The following is a 16,488-nucleotide window of genomic DNA, read 5'->3' as shown; positions in this document are numbered from 1 at the left end:
CTAAATACACTTCAGCAGCCTTCCGCACCCCTGCTTACCCTTGCGAACCAGCTCGGATGCCTTACCGGCGTGGCATTACCGCGGGTGGCCATGCAGCCTGTTCTGGCAACGTTTCCTCGAACTCACTAGGACACCGCCTCGGCAGGAGTTGCTTGGCCCATGATGATGTTAATCCAATGGTAGATGGAACGGAAACCTACGTTCACAAAGACCTTATTGGAGGCGGGGTTGGTAATATCCGAGAGCAGACCGCACGCCTCTCCGCGGTGCCGCAGCAATCCTTGCGTTACGGTTCTGAGCAGCAACGACGCATACCCTTTGTTCCGGTGCTCGGGCAGTGTGTATAAGCTGCCCAATAGGGGCTTCGTGTACCCGTCCGTTTCTATTACCTGCACCATACTACAGACTTCTCCCTCTCTTTTGACTACAAACAGGCCATTGTTCTCTATCCCGTGCAGGACTTGACCAAACGCTTTGTCCGCGTCCCGGTGGGGCTTAGTGGGATATTCGGCGATGTCATACGCTAACGTCATCTCCGTAAGCGCGTGCACATCCTCTAGGTTGCCGTTCTCAACATGAGCGTTGGGTACCTGGCTTTGGCCCAGCACTTCATCGCATTGGTAAACCAGCCGCTCCTTGAGTACCCACCATTGGCACTCGTGCTTTTGCAGCAGTTCCAGAATCAAATCGCGCTGCCCTAGGAACTGAAAGTTGTCCTTGCATTTGCCAACGTCCACTTGGGTGGCCGGCAGGTCCAGCATGGGCGCTGTCCAGCCAAAGCTAAACAGGTAATAGCTGCCGGTAGCATGTAAAGCAATGATTTGGTGACCCTCTTCATTCACAATATTATAGGCGTTGAAGACACCTGCTTGTTTGCTTCGCAGCAGGGGAAGCAGTTTAAAGACGTGGAAGTAAACATAAAAGTGTGCCTCCATATGCGCCCGGTTGTGCTCCAAGAAGTCTTGAAAACGCGCGAATGTTAAAAGCTTAGCCATGCAAAAGGTGTACGATTTGGGATGGCAGGTTTTGGTGTTGCCAGCCTGATAGTTAATTCGGTATCTTTAATAGGAACCACATGCACCGGGTGCCGAAGGCGGTGCATTCCATCAATATCTCTGTGGCATAGGCATACTGCCCTATAACTTCTACGTGAGCGTGTAGGGTCTCCTGCTGGCAGTTAGCACAAGTAGCAACTCGTGCCGAACCTGACAGCGTACGTCCTGTCCTCGGTCGATAAGCTCTGCGCTCATTGTTGCAAATCCTGATTTAGATCCGCTTGGCTTTCCTCCAAGATGTGCCGCGTCACTTGGCTGCTCACCCAACTACTTCGAAACTCAGATCCAAACTACGTCCCAGAAGTGTCCAGCTTAGCTATACCGCCTCAGAGCTTTTGATTTACTGACAGAACCGCGGCGAACTCACGGGGCATCCGATCATAAACTAATAACGCTGGCTGCGCATGAGGCATTAAGTCAAGACCACACGCAATAGCTACCGCAGTCGGGGCAGCTAGAAACAAATGCACCTGGTCCGCTGACTTGTGTTTGCTTTCTAAGTGGGCCATAAGCTGACGGTAAGTCTGACGGAACTGGTCAAGAGATTCTACGTTCAGAATCGCATCGGCATGTGGGTCAACGCCAGTTGGCTTCAGTAAGAATATGTTATACGTATCATCAATATTATGTGGGAGTTCCCATCGGTGAATGCACCCTGTAACATTGATAATCAAGGCAACTTTCCCCACTTGTGGCGAGCGTTGGATAAGCTCCCACTCAAACGGCTGTACGGGTGCATCCCGCAGCCAGTGCCAGTGCTTGGCATCAACTCGCCGTCGTTGAAATAAAGTAGCGCCAACCTTGTTCCCCAACTTAAACCCCAGGTAGACCAAGGCTGGAATACGGGCAAAGCCAAATACAGATAGATGGGCTATTTCGCCCCGTTCTACTCCTTGGCGGATGAGTTGAATTTCCCGGTCAATCAAAAGCTGGGCCGTTTGGTAATAGGTCGGGTTTTCTTCCGGCTCACCCAGCATTGTGATGTCAATTTCCACTCCCTGCCGGTGGTAGTCGAGGGCAAAATTGGCAAACCGAGCAGGGTAGTGATGCAGCGTCGCGCTGTTGCATTCCGGACGCGTAATCTGGACCATATTACCCCTGATGCGACCCACCAGTCGGACGATGCAGGTATGGTGATTCTGCGGAATCCCCGTCACATGCTTAATATGGGCTTCCCGCTCACGCTTTAGCTCGCGTAACAGCTCCACCGTGAAATTGCCCTCATCAATGGCTTTGTCAATAGTTTGGTGGTCCCTGGCGCAAAGCAACATGAGGTTCTCGACCTCATCCCGTAGTTCTTTAGCCAGCGGGAAGTCACCACGAGGAGAAGTAGCATTAAGGCTCTGGCCCACAATATGAGCCATTTCGCCCCGATTGAACTCGTAGTAGCCTAACTCGTCACTTTCTAATAGGTAATCCTGACAGAGCTGGCAGCGCCCACCCGCCCGCACGTACAGCAGCTGCTTGACTTTTGGGCTCAGGGCTTTGCGTTGCGCCTCCTTGGAAGCGCCGGCTTGTTTTGGCTGTTTAGAGGGGCTGGCATTCATCGGAGGCTTCTCAGAAAGGGTGCGCTGTAAGTGGAAATGCTACGCGGAGCAGGATGGTCAGTACCACCACCCTGCCATTCACCGGTAGCCAGCCAGTCTTCGAAATAGTAGAGCCACAACTCTGCCCACGGCAAAATGCTGTGTGAAATACGCATTTGTCCGGTCCACTCGTAGAACTTGGGGGTGAACAGGCACAGCTCACCCTTCTTTTGAGCGTACATGTGGGGAATTTTTCGGCCACCTGCCAACTCATCCAGGCAGGGCGACAACACCTGGGTAATGGGTAGATGCTGCGGCGATTGATAAGAAACTTGGGTCAAGTAGGTTCGACTGAATACGGAAGGTACCAGTGGCCCAGTCCACGTCAGGCCGTGCTGTGTGAGGCGCGTTTCACCCTCCGGCCAATTAGCGCGGAGGGTGGCCAACTGATGTGGCAGGGAGAGCGACTTTGTGCGCAGATGCCCCATTACTTGCCGAAAAAGTTATTCTGTGGTACTGGCAGCGCTGCTGCCGCGCTAGCGATACCCGTCCGAGCTGCTGCTGGGATATTCAGCGTTTGCTGCTGACGGGCTTGATTGATGCTCTGCGTTTGTAAGCCAAACACCCGGTCGGTTTCGACACCGCCCAGCGAATTGCGAAGTGATTTTTGGATTTCATCACGGCCCCGTAGCGACTCTAAATTGCGCAGGTCGTGCTTCGCGGCCTGGTGCCACGCCGTAAATACCTCGTAATATTTGGGGTCGCTCCATTTATCCGCGAAGTTTTCGCCATCGGTGGTAGGATTCAACACGGTGTAAATCCGCTTGTTCGCCCAGTCATGCTCAATGCCAATAAAACGCGGCATCAGGTCAATAACGGCATTCATCACGTCGAACTCCGAATCATATTCTCCCAAACTAACTGCCAGTTGGTAGGCGTGGGCAGCCAACGTGGTGATGATGATGGAAATTGGTGCGTAGTCCGCGTGAGTAGGATACTGCTCGCGGTAAGTGTCACGGTGCCGCTTCATGAACTGCACGGCCCGCCGTAAAATGCCACGGGGTACTTGCTGCTCGGGTAGCTTCTCAGTACTACCCAAGGCTACGTGCCGGCCTTCTATGGCCTTCTCCAGCATTTTCAGGCGGGGCTTCAGGGCTGCGATGGGTGTAAACCATTCCACGTAGCCTTTAGGGTGCGATGCCTTCCAAGTGACGAGCTTACGGTCTGGTACATAAAGGCCGCCACGGTAACAATAAGGGTTGCGAACGGCGGGGGTAATATCCAGATGAAATTTATTGGCGTAGCGAATCCGAACGCACCGATTTTTCAGCTCAACCATGGAGCTGTACACACCGTGGCCAGCTAGTCGTTTATGAATGTAATCATAAACTTGCCGCTGGGTGTGCTGCAAGTGATGCGCTTTTTGGAGGTAGCAGATAAAATCCAAGTCGTACTCGTCCCCATGCAGAGGCCGTACTGTGGTACCCAGCGCAAAGGACCCTTGGGCAAAGACGTGCGGGTCGTACTGACTAAGGGTTGGGCAACCGCGTAGTACCTCGCTGACAGTAACGTACTTCTCTTCCGCTTCTTTGTAGCGATCGGAGGGGATTTCCAGCTCTTGACCGAGGCGGTCGAGCAGGGTGTAAAGCTCTTGTTTGCGCGCAAACTGCTGTGCAGGCGTGTCCGCCGGGGGGGCGTAGTTTGGGTAAGCCATAATGAGGTGTGATTAGGACGTGATGAGCCGAAGCACAGGCCAGCGGCGGATGCGCCAGCCTATGCCAGACGAATACCAAAAAGGCGTTGTCTAGCTGCTGATTTAGCAGCTGAACAACGCCTTTTTGTATCACCCTTTGCTGGATTCAGGATCGTTCCCGTAGCTGTTGCGGGCACGGATTTGCCCATTGGTGCCGTGGATGAGCATTTCGCTGCCACGGCCGATGGCCATTTGCCGAGCCAGCGCGATGGCTTCCGATTGGGTAGGAACGATGGTAGCAGCGCGATTTGCGCCAGCCGTCTTGACGGCCCAGCCAGTGGAGCGGGGCACGACGTGCAGATTCTTCGCCATGGTTATTGGGGCTTAGAATGATTACCCACGGAGCTAATTCAGTGGTGGGCATTGCACTGGGCCAAGCACAAAGGGCATACGCGTCCCAGATAGTGAACTTTCACTACCTTTGCACCTTTGTAAATCTCACGGTAGTATTGCGCGGCCGGGGGACCACTCCCGGCACCAGTAAGTCAGGCGCCAACCAATTTTACTGCAACTCTACCCTGCCGGCTGTCACTGACCTGTGGCAGCCGGTTTGCGTTTTAAGAAGGTTTATAGTCAGGTAATTAAGATTTGAAAGTGTAATGAAAGTGACAGCAGCAGGCTGGTCAGAGCCGGTGGGAAACAAACATCCCGCCCGAGCCCAAACCCAGCATCAGCATTAGCTGACTAAAGTCACTATCATTGAGATGGAGCATATCTCTGACTTGAGTAGGCGACATCTCTACCTCACCCAAATGGTACTGCATCATCAGGCTAAGCAACTGAGGCTTTTCCACGAAGCCGTGCTTGGCCAAATCAACTGGCTCTTTCTTGCGGTAGGGAGACAAGCCAATCAGCAAGCTCTTGTACCGGTCTTCGTTTAGGAGGCCAAGCTGCTTACCCCGCTGAACCACTGCTGCCATTGAGCAGCCCCATCGGGCTTTCAAGGCCATCAATCCTTCCAAGCGAAGATTGATTAGCTGGTCGTGGATTTCGTGGCCCGGCATTAAAAACTCAGCGGCAAAGCGGTGAGCTTCCTTCTCCCGTTCCGCATCGGGCAGGCAATCGGAATGCATCACCAAATGACCAAGCTCGTGGGCAATATTGAATCGCAAACGGTCAAGGCTTACTTCCCGGTTGACATAGATGACGGGCATGCCGGAGGTGGTGTGGAAGCTGTAGCCGTCCACGTTCTCATTGAACAACCACGTTTTAGCTACCACGATTTTGTGGTTTTCCAGCAAGGTTGTCAAACTGCGAATGGGTCCATTTGGTACCCGCCACTTGGCCCGTAGTTGCCGGGCTAAATCTTCGGGTGAAGCATCAGTTGACATGTCATCCAAGAAGTCGGGGCTGGCGATTCCGTCCTCCACTTCTATGGCATCCTGCAACTTGTTTACCCAGCCTCCCAACAGACGGAAGTGCGATTCAAGTTGTGTCCGCGATACGGCTTTCAAAGCGGCCTTTTTACGGTAGTGTCCCTGCACGGGCGGCAAGTACACATCGATTTCCTGTTGATAGAAAAAGCTTGTTGGGTAATCCAGCGCTGTTGAGAGCAGAGCAATATCTTCTTCGTTAGGTTCGCGCAAATTGTGCTCCCATTGAGAAACGGCGGCTTGTGTCCGATTGAGCAGCGTCGCCAATTCCTTCTGGGTAATTCCGCGTGATGACCGGGCTAATTCCAGCATCTGGTAATTGAACCGAGCCTCCATAGTTCTTTATCCTTTCGCTTGTTGTGCTTGAGTGGGTTTACGCTTTTGTGGGGTAGCCGGTGCCGTTTTGTCTTTCTTTTTAAAACGGATAGTCAAGCCAGGTACCATCTCCTCGATGTTCTCTTGTTTCGCAGTGATAGATAGGTTAGACTGCTGAGCCGAATTTTGATGAAGAATATCAAAGTCCTCTACTAATCTACCCCGAACAAAAAACAACGCATGAAAGCCAATCAGTTGAGAGTTCATCCGGTCAGAAAAGTGCTGAAGAATCACACTTGGCAATTCTTCTAAGTCACCGTACAGCTCGCCTTGAACAATCGCTCTCTGCCGCTTTGAAGTGGCCTTGAAAGCAGCATTGGCGCTGCCTTTGTAAAAATGAAACTGACACACACCTTTCTTAATGAGCGTGAACGTCATGCGGCTTTTCTTAACTTCCCACGAGTCCTCGCCCGCGAATACTTCTTCTAGCTTCCCCCAGATGCGAGGAAACAAGCACGAAGAGTATATTGCGCGGAAGTGAGGAATGAACGGATCGACACCTTCAATATCCATGGTCATTTGCATGGCATTCTCCACCGCCTTAATGATGACCTGTAGTTCGGTTGCAGGAATCTGACTCTTGAAGTCCGTAAGGTTGATGGCAGGTCGGAAGGTCTTGTTCATTGGGCTAGCTTTTCATGATACTCAAAAGTATCACGAAAAATATAACAGGCAAAATAACAACACTGATAAATCAACAAATTGCTGATTATTAAGCAAATAGTTTATTTGTTGCATTAAATTTTAGCTATTTCTAGTAGCATTTAGGCTCGCTTCGTCATAGGGTATTATCTAAGCAGAAGTCACCGATAAGCTCAAACTTGGGCTTACTAAGGTCCTTCTGCCAATGGGGACGGATTTGCACATTGACAATTTGCCCGCGCCTATAACTGGCTCGGAGATGCTAGCAGATGCTAGCAGATGCTTGCAGTAGCGCTTGACGCTGGAGAGGTTGATTCTGGTCAGGTCCTCTGTTTCTGTGACGGGCAGGCCTTTCTCTAACGCTTTTTTTATTCTGGCCAAATTCTCGATATCGAGCCCTTTGAGCTGACCGATGTGCTTGCCTTAGGCGGCGACCAAATCTGGTCGGCTTTGGTCTTCTTTAGGATGCTCTCGCAAGCCGCTACTCGGTGAGACTTTATTATTGACTTAGATCAATTGTGTAGGGTACCAAGTTCGTTCCTTTACCTTTGCTAATAGGGTTGGAATGGATCTGACTATAATATTTTCTCTTTTTCACTCGCATGTACCAAGAACTATTTGAAGAGCTGAACGCTAGTCGAGCAAGATGGAATAACGAAGAGGAAGTCCGGTTTGGGTGGACATCTGCATTACAAAGGGTGTTAGGAATCGTGTTCAATCTTGAACGATACAAAGAAGATTCTAGCTATAACAACGTTATTATCGAATTTAAAGACCGAGGGCTTTTTCGTGGTTCGGATACTAGTTCTAAGTTTTTAGAAGCCAAGAACGACCGACTCAGGAAATATATCACTCGTGCTGCCGTAAGAGAAGGTCGTCCCGAAGAGGAATTCATCGGCATAGGAATAGACGGAGATCATATATTCTTCGCTCAGATGATATCTGGGGAAATGGAACACGGCCATCTATTGCCGTTGTCGGAAGTGAGCGTTGGCATGGTGGTGGACGCATTGCTTAGCAGCTACCGACGCTCAGTAACGGCTAGTAACTTAGTAGAGGATTTTGGGCTCGGTTCGGCAGTAGGCAGGCAATTGATGTATATGCTCGCCACAAAGGTGACGTACCACATTACAGCAGCAGGCAACAATAAGATTAAAATGCTCTTCCGCGAGTGGCAGGCACTTTATGGGCAGATTGCTAATCTAGATGCTGCTACAGTCGGTCGGATTCAGCGGGCAGTAGGTTTCACAATTTCGCGATTAGGTCACTATAATATTCCCGCCACACTTTTCGTACTTCATACATATAATTCTTTATTAATTAAGGTTTTAGCAGCAGAAATTGTCGCAAATCACAAACTGACAGCATATACTTTTTTCAGCCAAGCAGCTCTTTCGTATTCTGATGATGAGCTGATGAATTGCCTCAATACCGAGATTGAAGAAGGTCAGTTGTTTAGTCGGGCTGGCATCAAAGGTTTCGTAGAGGAAGCTATTTTCTCGTGGTATCTGGATGCCGCCAAAATAGATACGCAATTCAAAGAAGAGTTTTTAGCGGCCGTAAGACTACTGCTAGGGAAGCTAGCGCTCTACCGCACCGACGACTTGACCGCTGCTAAAAGCAAGGACGTGTTGAAGCAACTTTACCAAGCGCTGGTACCAGAAGCATTGCGTAAGTCCCTCGGAGAATACTACACACCGGACTGGCTAGTCAATGTAGCCCTGGATAAAGTGGCACCTGATGACTGGCATAACATTCGAGTACTGGATCCAACCTGTGGCTCGGCGACTTTTCTGCTTGAAGTAATAAGGCGCAAACGCGACGCTGGCGTCCAGAGGGGAGCAAACGCGGTGCAGCTATTAGACGATATCGCTCACAATGTGTGGGGCTTCGACCTGAATCCATTGGCGGTGCAAACCGCCCGGGTTAACTTTTTAATTGCCATTGCTGATCTGTTGAAGGAGGAGCATGGACACGAAATCGAGTTACCTATTCTACTAGCGGATGCGGTGTACTCACCGGCACGCAACCCCGCAAACGACGAAACCACGGTGCGCTATCGAATTGGGTCAGATATTGCGGATCTAGAAATTGTTTTGCCTGCTGAACTGGCATTTGACCGTGAACGGCTCGATAATGTGTTTACCACCATGGGTGAATGTGTGGATAAGGGGTGGTCATACAAAAGAGTAGCAGAAGCGTTGGTGAGCCGCCATGTCGTTACGAATGGTGAATTGACTACATGGGGTACCCAGTTGCGGGAAACTTACAATCGTGTACTGGACCTACACAACCGAGATTGGAATGGCATTTGGTTTCGCATAGTGCGGAACTTCTTTTGGTCGGCGTCGGCAGGTAGATTCGATATTGTGGCGGGCAATCCGCCTTGGGTGCGATGGTCGAAGCTACCTGAACTCTACCGGGAGCGTGCTAAGCCCACTTGCGAGAGCTATGATATCTTTTCTTCAACCCCATTCAATGGTGGTAATGAATTAGATATTTCAGGGCTGATAACATATACGGTGGCTGATAAGTGGCTTAAGCCAGAAGGAGATATGGTATTTATCATTCCGCAGAATCACTTCCAAGTACCATCATCAGAGGGCTTCCGAAAATTCAAAATCAACGATGAATACAATCTTGTACCTCGTACAATCGACGATTTAAAGGGTTTACAGCCGTTTCAGGGTACCACCAACCGTACAGCAGTGGTTGTATTTAAGAAGACGGCGCATACCGAAATTAGCTATCCAGTGCCTTATCAGGTGTGGGAAGCTAGCACTGGATTTGCCCGCGCTATCCCTGAATCGTTGACCCAAGGTGAAGTGCTACTCCGCGTGACCACCACCACCTTAGAAGCTAACCCAGTTGCTGGACCGGGCTCACCTTGGGCACTCTTAGCTCCTGGACGTTACGAGGAGTTAGAACACCTGCGCGGCGAATGCAACTGGGTTCAGGGGCGCAAAGGAATCACTGCTGACCTGAACGGCATCTACTTTGTTGATGTGCTTGCCGAGAATGCGCGGCAGGGGCTGGTGCAGATTGAGACGCGTCCGGAGGCCGGTAGAACCTTGTTTGGAGTCAAGCAAAAGTTCTGGATAGAGCCGGGGCTTCTGTATCCTCTGATGAAAGGTGCCTCAGACTTTAAGGCATGTCGCATCACACGTAAGCACCACCTATTTGCTATTGTTCCTAATACCGGGATTCTACGTGCTTCATATGATACAGCGGAGACTCGACTTGCCACAGAGTTCCCTAGGACGTTGCGCTACTTAAGTGCGCATCAGTCATGGCTAGAAAACCGCTCTACTTATCGGATCCGCATGCGAGCGACTGGCGCGCCCTACTATGCCATCTACAATGTCGGGGCCTATACATTTGCGCCTTATAAAGTTTTTTGGGCCGAGATGGGAGAATTCCGCTCGGCAGTCGTGAGCGAGGGCACTGTACCGCTGGATGGTAATAAACCGTTCATCCCTGACCACAAGCTATTCTTTGCCGACTTCCAAGAGCCAGAGCCAGCTTACTACTTGTGTGGTTTGCTTAATGCTACTGGAGTGAAAGAGTATATTGAAAGCCATACTATCAACCTACAAATCGGTGATATCTTTAAACACATGTCATTACCAGAGTTCGACCAGGCCGACACCGATCATATAGCCCTAAGCCAAATGGTAAAGCGCGCACACGAATGTTCCGAAGCGGAGTATTTGCAGGTACTGGCTGAGGTGCGGCGCCTAGCGGAAACGATTCTATTTCCGCTTGCCGAGTAAGTCGATTATTTCTGATTTGACGATAATGCCTGGGTACACTGAGACCCAGGCATTTTTGTTTGTAAAGGCAAGTCCGTTTTAAACTTGTTGGTAAGCATCATCCTGCCTTCGGTGTCCGGTTGCATTTTATGCATGACAATAGGTGGCTGGTGGGTCATCAGTAACAGTGGGATCTGGTAGGCTTGACGGAGCGCGCGGCGCTCGATCAACGGCAGGGGTGGCGGTGACTATGGTTTGCAAGCCGCGGCGCTCAAAGGACTGCTGGAACTGGTCGAAGTCAAAGGCCACGAAAGCCAGGCCGCCGGCCGCCTTTAGTTCGTTGAGAAACAGCCGCTGATCGTCGCGCAGCCGGTCACGCCCGGCCTTCACCTCCACCCCGATGAATACCGCATCCGCCTGTCGAAACCCAATGATGTCGGGCACGCCGCGCCGGGTCTGCGGATTGACCTGCCAGCGGCCTAGGGTCTGATTGTAGACGCCGGTGGTGTTCTGGCGCCAGACGGTGAAGCCGTGATGCGAAAGGTAGGCCAGAATGGCGCTGGTGATTTCACCTGCGTGGAGTGTGCCGAGGTCGAGGGGCAGCTGATCGTGTTTGCGGGCTACGGGCATAGTACTTCGATGAAAGAGCCGATGGCAACCAAGCGGGCCACTTCGGCGGGATGGGTGGGATATTCGGGGCTGAACAGGCGGGCGTGGGTGCTGCGGCGGGCCTGCATACAGCTCGCGGCGCGGGTTCGGGTAGCGGGCGTGGTGGTGACGCGGTAGAGGCTGCCACAGGTGGCGCGGTAGTAGCGGATGATGTTCATGCGCCCAGGTGTTTGGGTTCGAGGCCCAGTTTGTCTGCGAAGCGGCGAGTGGCCTGCTGGTGGCGCCGCGTTATCTGCTGTTGCGCCGCCTTGGAGGGCTGCCAGTCGGGCCGGGGGTGGCGGTAGATGGCCTGCTGAACCTCCTGACGCTGCTGCTCGGCCTGGTCGTTGGTCAGGAGGCCACGGCGGTATTTCTGCTTGATGAGCGTGAGCTTGTCGCGCAAGTGCTGGGCATTGGGGTGGCTCTCAGGAATCATCAGGGCCACGTTCCGCACCAGCGCGGGGGCGGCCTGCTGGAGCTGGCGGAGGGCTACGGCCTCCCTGCTAATAGAATGGGCCTTGCGGTCGAGATGGCTGTTTTCGAGGTGCTGGGCCTTTTTGTCGAAATAGGTCTGGAGCAGCCCGTAGATGGTGGCCGGGTCAAGGGCATTGAAGAACTTGGTGCCGTTGGTGCGGGCTTGCTTGAGGGCCAGAATAATATCCTTCAGGCTGTCGTGGGTGTAGGTCTGGGCCAGCGTGTCGGCCAGTTCCAGGATGTCGGCGGCGTCAGGTTTGTCGGCCACCCGGACACTATCCACGAAAGCGCGCAGGATGACGATGAGCAGCTTGACCAGCGCTTCCTCCCCTACTATCTTTTTAAGCTGGAACAGCTTAGGGGCTTGGGAGGCCTGGGCTACGGTCAGGCCCACAGACAGCTCGGCCAACAGGGCGCGGGCCTCGGGGTTGGCGGTGCTAGCCAGCTCACGCATCGTACTTGGAGCGGTAGCCAGTGCGAGCAAAGAGTGTTCCGGCGTCGGTGGGCGCAGTGCCGGGGTGGTGGTGCTGCACGCCGGGGGCGAGCTTGAGGCGGTTGTCGTGTGCATCGTTGAGGAAGAATTGAATGGCAGTAGCGCGCCAGTCGCGGCGACGGGGTGGCTCGCCTTTCTGCCGCCAGGCGCTGATTTTGGCGTGGTAAAAGCGTAGGTCGGCCAGCGCGTAATCGGTGTCGGCGAAGGCAGCGGCGAAGTCCTCATAGCGGGCTAGGTCGGACTGGTCGAAAGGCACCTCGGGGAGTTGCGACCGACTTCGGCGAGGGGTATTGGTAGCCTGCTTTACCCCCTTTTTCTTTGTCGCAACTTTCTTTTTAGGGGCCTCGCCTGGGGTCGGCTGCTTACCGTTGCGGGTGGTGGTGTCGTCGAACAGTTCCACTCCTGAATCCCCTTCATCTGAAAACCCCTCCCCTATTTTTTTTTCGGTGCCGCCGCTGTTTACCATCAGGTGGTTTATACTACCTTCTGTTTTACCTATTAAGGAGTGTTGTTGCACTTCTGTACCTGATGAGGCTAGTTCACCTGTTGCAGAAGTGGTGCCGGTAGCGTCGTTTACCGGGTCCACTTCTGCAACAGGTAACGCCGTTTCACTTGGTGCAGAACTGCACCCGGTGGCGTTGTCTACTTGTTGCACTTCTGCACCCGGTAAGACCCTGAGAAAACATCGGCTGGGCTGGTGCTTGGAGTGGCTGGGCTGGTAGCGCAGTAGGCCCCAGGTGTCGAGGTCGTAGAGCTTCTCGGTGTAGGTACTTTTGTTGCCGATGCGGGCGGCCTGCATCGTAGCCTGGGGGTCGAGGTCGAGGCTGGCAGGGAACCGCTCGGCGTTCCACTGGTAAAATAGTGCCCAGTACAGGCTGACGTGGTGGGGTGTGGCGGCCGGCTGGCGCGTCAGCAGCTCGTGGGCAGCGCGGGTATGGAGGATGTAATTCACGCGGCCGGGTCATCAGGAAACGGGGTGGTGGGTGTGGAATACCGCGGCGGCAAAGCCGCGAGGCGTAAGGCTGCGCAGATTAGCGCGTTTCTTCGAGCGCAAGCCCTTGACGAGGAATAAGTGGGCACCGGCGTTGCTCAGGTCGGTACAGGGCGGAAAGGCGGCCACGAAGGCCAACGCGCCGGGTGGGGGCACAAAACGGCGCATGGTGTCGCCGACCAGGCACACGTTGCCCTGCCACGTTTTGCCGGGCGGGTGCTGCTCGTCCACACAGTAGCAGATGTAGCTGGCGGCCAAGGGTGCGGTGAAGCAGCCAGAATGGTCGAACAGGGAAACGACAGTCCGTCTCATGCGGCTTGAGCTTGCACGGTGAGACGATGGAAGCGGCGCGGGTAGGCGTCGAGGGCGGAGCGGCGAAAACCCCAATCCCGCTCGTTAAGACGCACGCCGGGCAGGCGCCCCTTCCGTCGGGCGCGCAGCAGGGCATCTACAGACAGGCCGATGTAGGCCGCAGCCTGAGCCGTGGTCATCACTTGGTCGGGCGGGGGCAGCGGGGTTCGGCGGGTAGCTTCGGCCTGCTCCAGCTTGTCGAGGCGGGCGGTGAGACTCTGGTACTCGGCCGCGCTGAGAATCACGGCGGCTTGCATCAGGCGTCGGCAAGAAGTTGGCGGGCCCGGTCTTCGAGCTGGCGGCGGCGGTTCAACTCCTGCTCGGCTACTTCGATGAAGGTTTCGGCCACATCATGGCGCAGCACTTCGCCGTTTATCGTCTTGTACACCAGCGACATGCTGGCTTTGATGCCGCGCTCGTGGAGGCGGGACAGAGTGGCCTGCACCACGGAGCTACGTTGGCCCAACTTTTCCAGTAATTGCCGGAGCGGTGTAATTTCTTTCTCTTTTTCTTTCATGATTGTTGTAAGTTTGCTGTATATTAGTGGAGCAAAAGCGCAACCACTTACACCAAACATACAAACATATTTCTGTAACTTTTACTGAAATATGTGATCTAATATGAAAGAAACTGAGGAACAGCCCCAAAAAGTACCGGCAGTGGTTTCCAGATTACAGGAAATGATGGCGCATTATGGGCTGAACGCTAACAGCATGACGAAGCAGCTTGGGTACGCCGCTACCAGCAAGCTCTACGGCATTCTGCAAGGCTCGGCCCCGTCGTTTGGCACGCTCACGGATATTTTGGAGCACTGGCCGGAGGTGTCGGTGGACTGGCTGGTACTGGGTAAAGGCCCGATGCTGCGGGGCGGTGCGACGGACGCGGCTCCGCTGTCGCTACAGCAGCAAGTCCGGGGCGACAAGGTAGTAGTGGTAACGGTAGACGACAAAGGCAAGGAAAACACGGTGTTCGTACCGATTCCAGCCCAGGCAGGCTACTCGTTGCAACATAACGAAGCCGTGTACTTCCAGCATCTCGACAACTACCGGCTACCAGGTTTCGAGCGAGGCGAGTTCCGGGCGTTTGAGGTGGCCGGCGACTCGATGGAACCGACCATCAATCACCGCGACGTGGTGGTATGTAGCCGGGTGGATGAGCTTCGGTTCGTGGAACCGGGCGAGGTGTACGTGATAGTCACGCCGGAGTCGGTGATGCTCAAGCGCATCAAGGCGCGGGTGCGGAGTATGGACACGGAGGTAACGCTATTCTCAGACAATCCGCACCGGCAGCCCTACGCGATGGAAACGCGGGACATGGTGGAGTTGTGGCGGGTACGGGGCTACGTATCGAGCTACATTCCGAGCGCGCCCGACGTGACGGCAGAACGGCTGTGGGATGTGATTGAGGCGCTGGGCTTCGACAAAGGCGAGGTACGGCGACACCTGCTGGAAAATGGCCCCAATTCTGCCCCCACTCCCCAAAACTGACTTTTTAACCTACTGAAATAAAGGACATTATTACGACTGGATTTATCCCGGCTCTGGGTACATTTTAACACGTGCTGAACCCCTGAAAAGGCGCAAATCTGGCAACAGAGGCGCTTTTTCAGGGGTTTTGCGTTTTGGTCTGCTACGCCATTTATCCCTACCTACTACGCGAAGCTCGCTCCCAAGTGCGCTCCCAGTAACGCTCCCAGCAGGCTCCCACTTTTTTACCGCTTTACGACGATGAACATTCAGTTTGACCGCCGTACTGACCGCCCCGATGTTGCGGGTCGTTGCGCCATTCACTTGCGCGCGTATTTCAATGGCCAGCGCCTGCGCTATGCTACCTCCGAGCGGTGCTTGGCCACCGAGTGGAATGAAGACAAGGAAAGATTTCGCCGCTCGTTTCCCGGTTACCAGGAAGCCAATCTGTACCTGGAACAATTGGAGGAACGGTTGCGGGCGGCTTACCGCAACCTGCTAGCGGTCGGCACAGAACCCACCGTGGCGCTGCTACGAGCCGCTTTAAAACCGGAGGAAGAAGCAACGCCTGACCTGCCCGCGCCGGCACTGGTGGAGCTGTTCGACGAGTACCGGGCCGTACTGCTGGCCCGCGGGTTTCGCTACCACACGCTGCGCTCTTACGGCACGGTGCGCAACACGCTGGCGGATTTCGTGGCCACCACCGGCATGATTCTGGAAGTGCCCAGCTACAGCGCGGCCATGCACGACAAGCTGCTGCACTTTCTGCGGGTGGAACGGGGACTAGCGCAGAATACGATTGCGGGGGTGGTGAAGCAGCTCAAACCCTTCCTGGCCTGGGCCCGCGACAACCGGGGGCAGATGTTGGGCGTGGACCCAGGAAAGCTGTCGGTGGAATGGGAAGACGTGGACAAGGTGTGGCTCACGGCAGCGGAGCTGGCGGCATTGGAAACGGCCCTGCTGCCGGCCAACCTGGTGCTGGTACGGGACGCCTTTCTGTTTTGCTGCTACACGGGCCTGCGCTATTCGGACCTAGCGGACCTGCACCCCGGCAACGTGCACGAGTGGAACGGCGGCCGGGTGCTGCGGCTGACGCAGACCAAAACGCGCACGGGCGTCAGCATCTACCTGACTCCTTCCGCCGCTGCTCTGCTGGATAAATACGCTGGCACGCGGGAGCGGCTCTTGCCTTCTACCGCCAACCAGGTGATGAACAAGTATCTAAAGCGGATTTGCCGGCTGGCCGGCCTTGATGCGCCAGTGGAAGTGGTGGAAACGGTGGCCGGCCGGGTGCTGAAGCGGCCGGTGCCGAAATGGGAGTTGGTCACCATGCACACGGCCCGGCACACGTTTGCCACGCAGAGCCTGCTACGCGGCATGCCGGTGGAAGTGCTGCAAAAAGTGCTGGGGCACGCCAAAATCCAGACGACTATGATTTACGCCAAGGTTGTGGAGGACTTGCAACACCAAACCATGCGGCGTATCTGGGAAGGCAGCGGCGAAGCCATTCAAGGGCAGGCGAAAGGCGAATGCAATGCTGCATCCACCGTTTGTGCGGTGGAGCCGGCAGCAGCCTGAGCTGAGCAATT

At 54.2% G+C, this 16,488-nt stretch carries 17 protein-coding genes; 3 read left to right on the top strand and 14 right to left on the bottom strand.

From position 1 onward, the window contains the following. Positions 1-125: 125 nt before the first annotated feature. The 7 genes from ACYSMN_RS16680 to ACYSMN_RS16650 form a co-directional block, all read right to left on the bottom strand. Positions 126-995: a GNAT family N-acetyltransferase gene (locus tag ACYSMN_RS16680; RefSeq protein ID WP_488925049.1), complete on the bottom strand. Its 870-nt coding sequence runs from the start codon at positions 993-995 to the stop codon at positions 126-128. Between the two features lie 386 nt (positions 996-1,381). Beyond that, positions 1,382-2,602: an SAVED domain-containing protein gene (locus tag ACYSMN_RS16675; RefSeq protein ID WP_488925048.1), complete on the bottom strand. Its 1,221-nt coding sequence runs from the start codon at positions 2,600-2,602 to the stop codon at positions 1,382-1,384. Next, a complete protein-coding gene (locus ACYSMN_RS16670; RefSeq protein WP_488925047.1) occupies positions 2,599-3,069 on the bottom strand; it encodes a type II CBASS E2 protein in 471 nt (156 codons plus the stop codon). Before ACYSMN_RS16670 ends, ACYSMN_RS16675 begins: the two co-directional genes overlap by 4 nt. Further along, complete coding sequence (locus ACYSMN_RS16665; protein ID WP_488925046.1) at positions 3,069-4,295, bottom strand: nucleotidyltransferase domain-containing protein; 1,227 nt, start codon at positions 4,293-4,295, stop codon at positions 3,069-3,071. The genes ACYSMN_RS16670 and ACYSMN_RS16665 overlap by 1 nt, the downstream gene beginning before the upstream one ends. A 129-nt stretch (positions 4,296-4,424) precedes the next feature. Beyond that, positions 4,425-4,646: a DUF2188 domain-containing protein gene (locus ACYSMN_RS16660; protein ID WP_488925045.1), complete on the bottom strand. Its 222-nt coding sequence runs from the start codon at positions 4,644-4,646 to the stop codon at positions 4,425-4,427. A 311-nt stretch (positions 4,647-4,957) separates the two neighbouring features. Next, positions 4,958-6,019, bottom strand: coding sequence for an XRE family transcriptional regulator (locus ACYSMN_RS16655; protein ID WP_488925044.1), 1,062 nt, complete (start codon positions 6,017-6,019; stop codon positions 4,958-4,960). 30 nt (positions 6,020-6,049) lie between these two features. After that, entirely contained in the window at positions 6,050-6,706 is a 657-nt protein-coding gene (locus tag ACYSMN_RS16650; protein ID WP_488925043.1) for a hypothetical protein, read from the bottom strand. A 620-nt stretch (positions 6,707-7,326) separates the two neighbouring features. On the opposite strand from ACYSMN_RS16650, the gene ACYSMN_RS16645 reads away from it, so the two are divergent. Beyond that, positions 7,327-10,497 (top strand): Eco57I restriction-modification methylase domain-containing protein, encoded by a 3,171-nt coding sequence (locus tag ACYSMN_RS16645; protein ID WP_488925042.1) that lies wholly within the window; start codon positions 7,327-7,329, stop codon positions 10,495-10,497. A 126-nt stretch (positions 10,498-10,623) separates the two neighbouring features. Here ACYSMN_RS16645 and ACYSMN_RS16640 read toward each other — a convergent pair whose 3' ends face one another. From ACYSMN_RS16640 to ACYSMN_RS16610, 7 genes are read right to left on the bottom strand one after another with little or no spacing between them, the layout of a single operon-like run. After that, complete coding sequence (locus tag ACYSMN_RS16640) at positions 10,624-11,106, bottom strand: VRR-NUC domain-containing protein (protein WP_488925041.1); 483 nt, start codon at positions 11,104-11,106, stop codon at positions 10,624-10,626. Continuing rightward, positions 11,097-11,303, bottom strand: a complete 207-nt coding sequence (locus ACYSMN_RS16635) for a hypothetical protein (protein WP_488925040.1) — start codon at positions 11,301-11,303, stop codon at positions 11,097-11,099. Before ACYSMN_RS16635 ends, ACYSMN_RS16640 begins: the two co-directional genes overlap by 10 nt. Continuing rightward, a complete protein-coding gene (locus ACYSMN_RS16630) occupies positions 11,300-12,052 on the bottom strand; it encodes a hypothetical protein (RefSeq protein ID WP_488925039.1) in 753 nt (250 codons plus the stop codon). The genes ACYSMN_RS16635 and ACYSMN_RS16630 overlap by 4 nt, the downstream gene beginning before the upstream one ends. Beyond that, on the bottom strand, positions 12,045-13,043 hold the full coding sequence (locus ACYSMN_RS16625) for a hypothetical protein (protein ID WP_488925038.1): 999 nt from the start codon (positions 13,041-13,043) through the stop codon (positions 12,045-12,047). The genes ACYSMN_RS16630 and ACYSMN_RS16625 overlap by 8 nt, the downstream gene beginning before the upstream one ends. 12 nt (positions 13,044-13,055) lie before the next feature. Further along, positions 13,056-13,394 carry a hypothetical protein gene (locus ACYSMN_RS16620; RefSeq protein WP_488925037.1) on the bottom strand — a complete coding sequence of 113 codons (339 nt, stop codon included), beginning with the start codon at positions 13,392-13,394 and terminating at the stop codon, positions 13,056-13,058. Beyond that, positions 13,391-13,690, bottom strand: a complete 300-nt coding sequence (locus tag ACYSMN_RS16615; protein WP_488925036.1) for a helix-turn-helix transcriptional regulator — start codon at positions 13,688-13,690, stop codon at positions 13,391-13,393. The genes ACYSMN_RS16620 and ACYSMN_RS16615 overlap by 4 nt, the downstream gene beginning before the upstream one ends. Continuing rightward, positions 13,690-13,950: a hypothetical protein gene (locus tag ACYSMN_RS16610; RefSeq protein WP_488925035.1), complete on the bottom strand. Its 261-nt coding sequence runs from the start codon at positions 13,948-13,950 to the stop codon at positions 13,690-13,692. Before ACYSMN_RS16610 ends, ACYSMN_RS16615 begins: the two co-directional genes overlap by 1 nt. A gap of 103 nt (positions 13,951-14,053) precedes the next feature. Here ACYSMN_RS16610 and ACYSMN_RS16605 point away from each other — a divergent pair, with 103 nt between their 5' ends. Then, positions 14,054-14,920 (top strand): S24 family peptidase, encoded by an 867-nt coding sequence (locus ACYSMN_RS16605; RefSeq protein WP_488925034.1) that lies wholly within the window; start codon positions 14,054-14,056, stop codon positions 14,918-14,920. 240 nt (positions 14,921-15,160) lie between these two features. Next, complete coding sequence (locus ACYSMN_RS16600) at positions 15,161-16,477, top strand: site-specific integrase (RefSeq protein ID WP_488925033.1); 1,317 nt, start codon at positions 15,161-15,163, stop codon at positions 16,475-16,477. The last annotated feature ends 11 nt before the right edge of the window (positions 16,478-16,488 follow it).

The sequence above is a fragment of the Hymenobacter sp. M1-2 genome, assembly GCF_057808495.1.
This window is presented reverse-complemented; position numbering and strand designations above follow the sequence as displayed.

Coding starts and splice junctions, on each gene's coding strand:
- ACYSMN_RS16665 (WP_488925046.1), bottom strand. CDS start 4,295: ATGGCTTACCCAAACTACGCCCCCCCGGCGGACACGCCTGCACAGCAG.
- ACYSMN_RS16630 (WP_488925039.1), bottom strand. CDS start 12,052: ATGCGTGAGCTGGCTAGCACCGCCAACCCCGAGGCCCGCGCCCTGTTG.
- ACYSMN_RS16650 (WP_488925043.1), bottom strand. CDS start 6,706: ATGAACAAGACCTTCCGACCTGCCATCAACCTTACGGACTTCAAGAGT.
- ACYSMN_RS16675 (WP_488925048.1), bottom strand. CDS start 2,602: ATGAATGCCAGCCCCTCTAAACAGCCAAAACAAGCCGGCGCTTCCAAG.
- ACYSMN_RS16670 (WP_488925047.1), bottom strand. CDS start 3,069: ATGGGGCATCTGCGCACAAAGTCGCTCTCCCTGCCACATCAGTTGGCC.
- ACYSMN_RS16620 (WP_488925037.1), bottom strand. CDS start 13,394: ATGAGACGGACTGTCGTTTCCCTGTTCGACCATTCTGGCTGCTTCACC.
- ACYSMN_RS16610 (WP_488925035.1), bottom strand. CDS start 13,950: ATGAAAGAAAAAGAGAAAGAAATTACACCGCTCCGGCAATTACTGGAA.
- ACYSMN_RS16640 (WP_488925041.1), bottom strand. CDS start 11,106: ATGCCCGTAGCCCGCAAACACGATCAGCTGCCCCTCGACCTCGGCACA.
- ACYSMN_RS16680 (WP_488925049.1), bottom strand. CDS start 995: ATGGCTAAGCTTTTAACATTCGCGCGTTTTCAAGACTTCTTGGAGCAC.
- ACYSMN_RS16615 (WP_488925036.1), bottom strand. CDS start 13,690: ATGCAAGCCGCCGTGATTCTCAGCGCGGCCGAGTACCAGAGTCTCACC.
- ACYSMN_RS16655 (WP_488925044.1), bottom strand. CDS start 6,019: ATGCTGGAATTAGCCCGGTCATCACGCGGAATTACCCAGAAGGAATTG.
- ACYSMN_RS16645 (WP_488925042.1), top strand. CDS start 7,327: ATGTACCAAGAACTATTTGAAGAGCTGAACGCTAGTCGAGCAAGATGG.
- ACYSMN_RS16635 (WP_488925040.1), bottom strand. CDS start 11,303: ATGAACATCATCCGCTACTACCGCGCCACCTGTGGCAGCCTCTACCGC.
- ACYSMN_RS16605 (WP_488925034.1), top strand. CDS start 14,054: ATGAAAGAAACTGAGGAACAGCCCCAAAAAGTACCGGCAGTGGTTTCC.
- ACYSMN_RS16660 (WP_488925045.1), bottom strand. CDS start 4,646: ATGGCGAAGAATCTGCACGTCGTGCCCCGCTCCACTGGCTGGGCCGTC.
- ACYSMN_RS16600 (WP_488925033.1), top strand. CDS start 15,161: ATGAACATTCAGTTTGACCGCCGTACTGACCGCCCCGATGTTGCGGGT.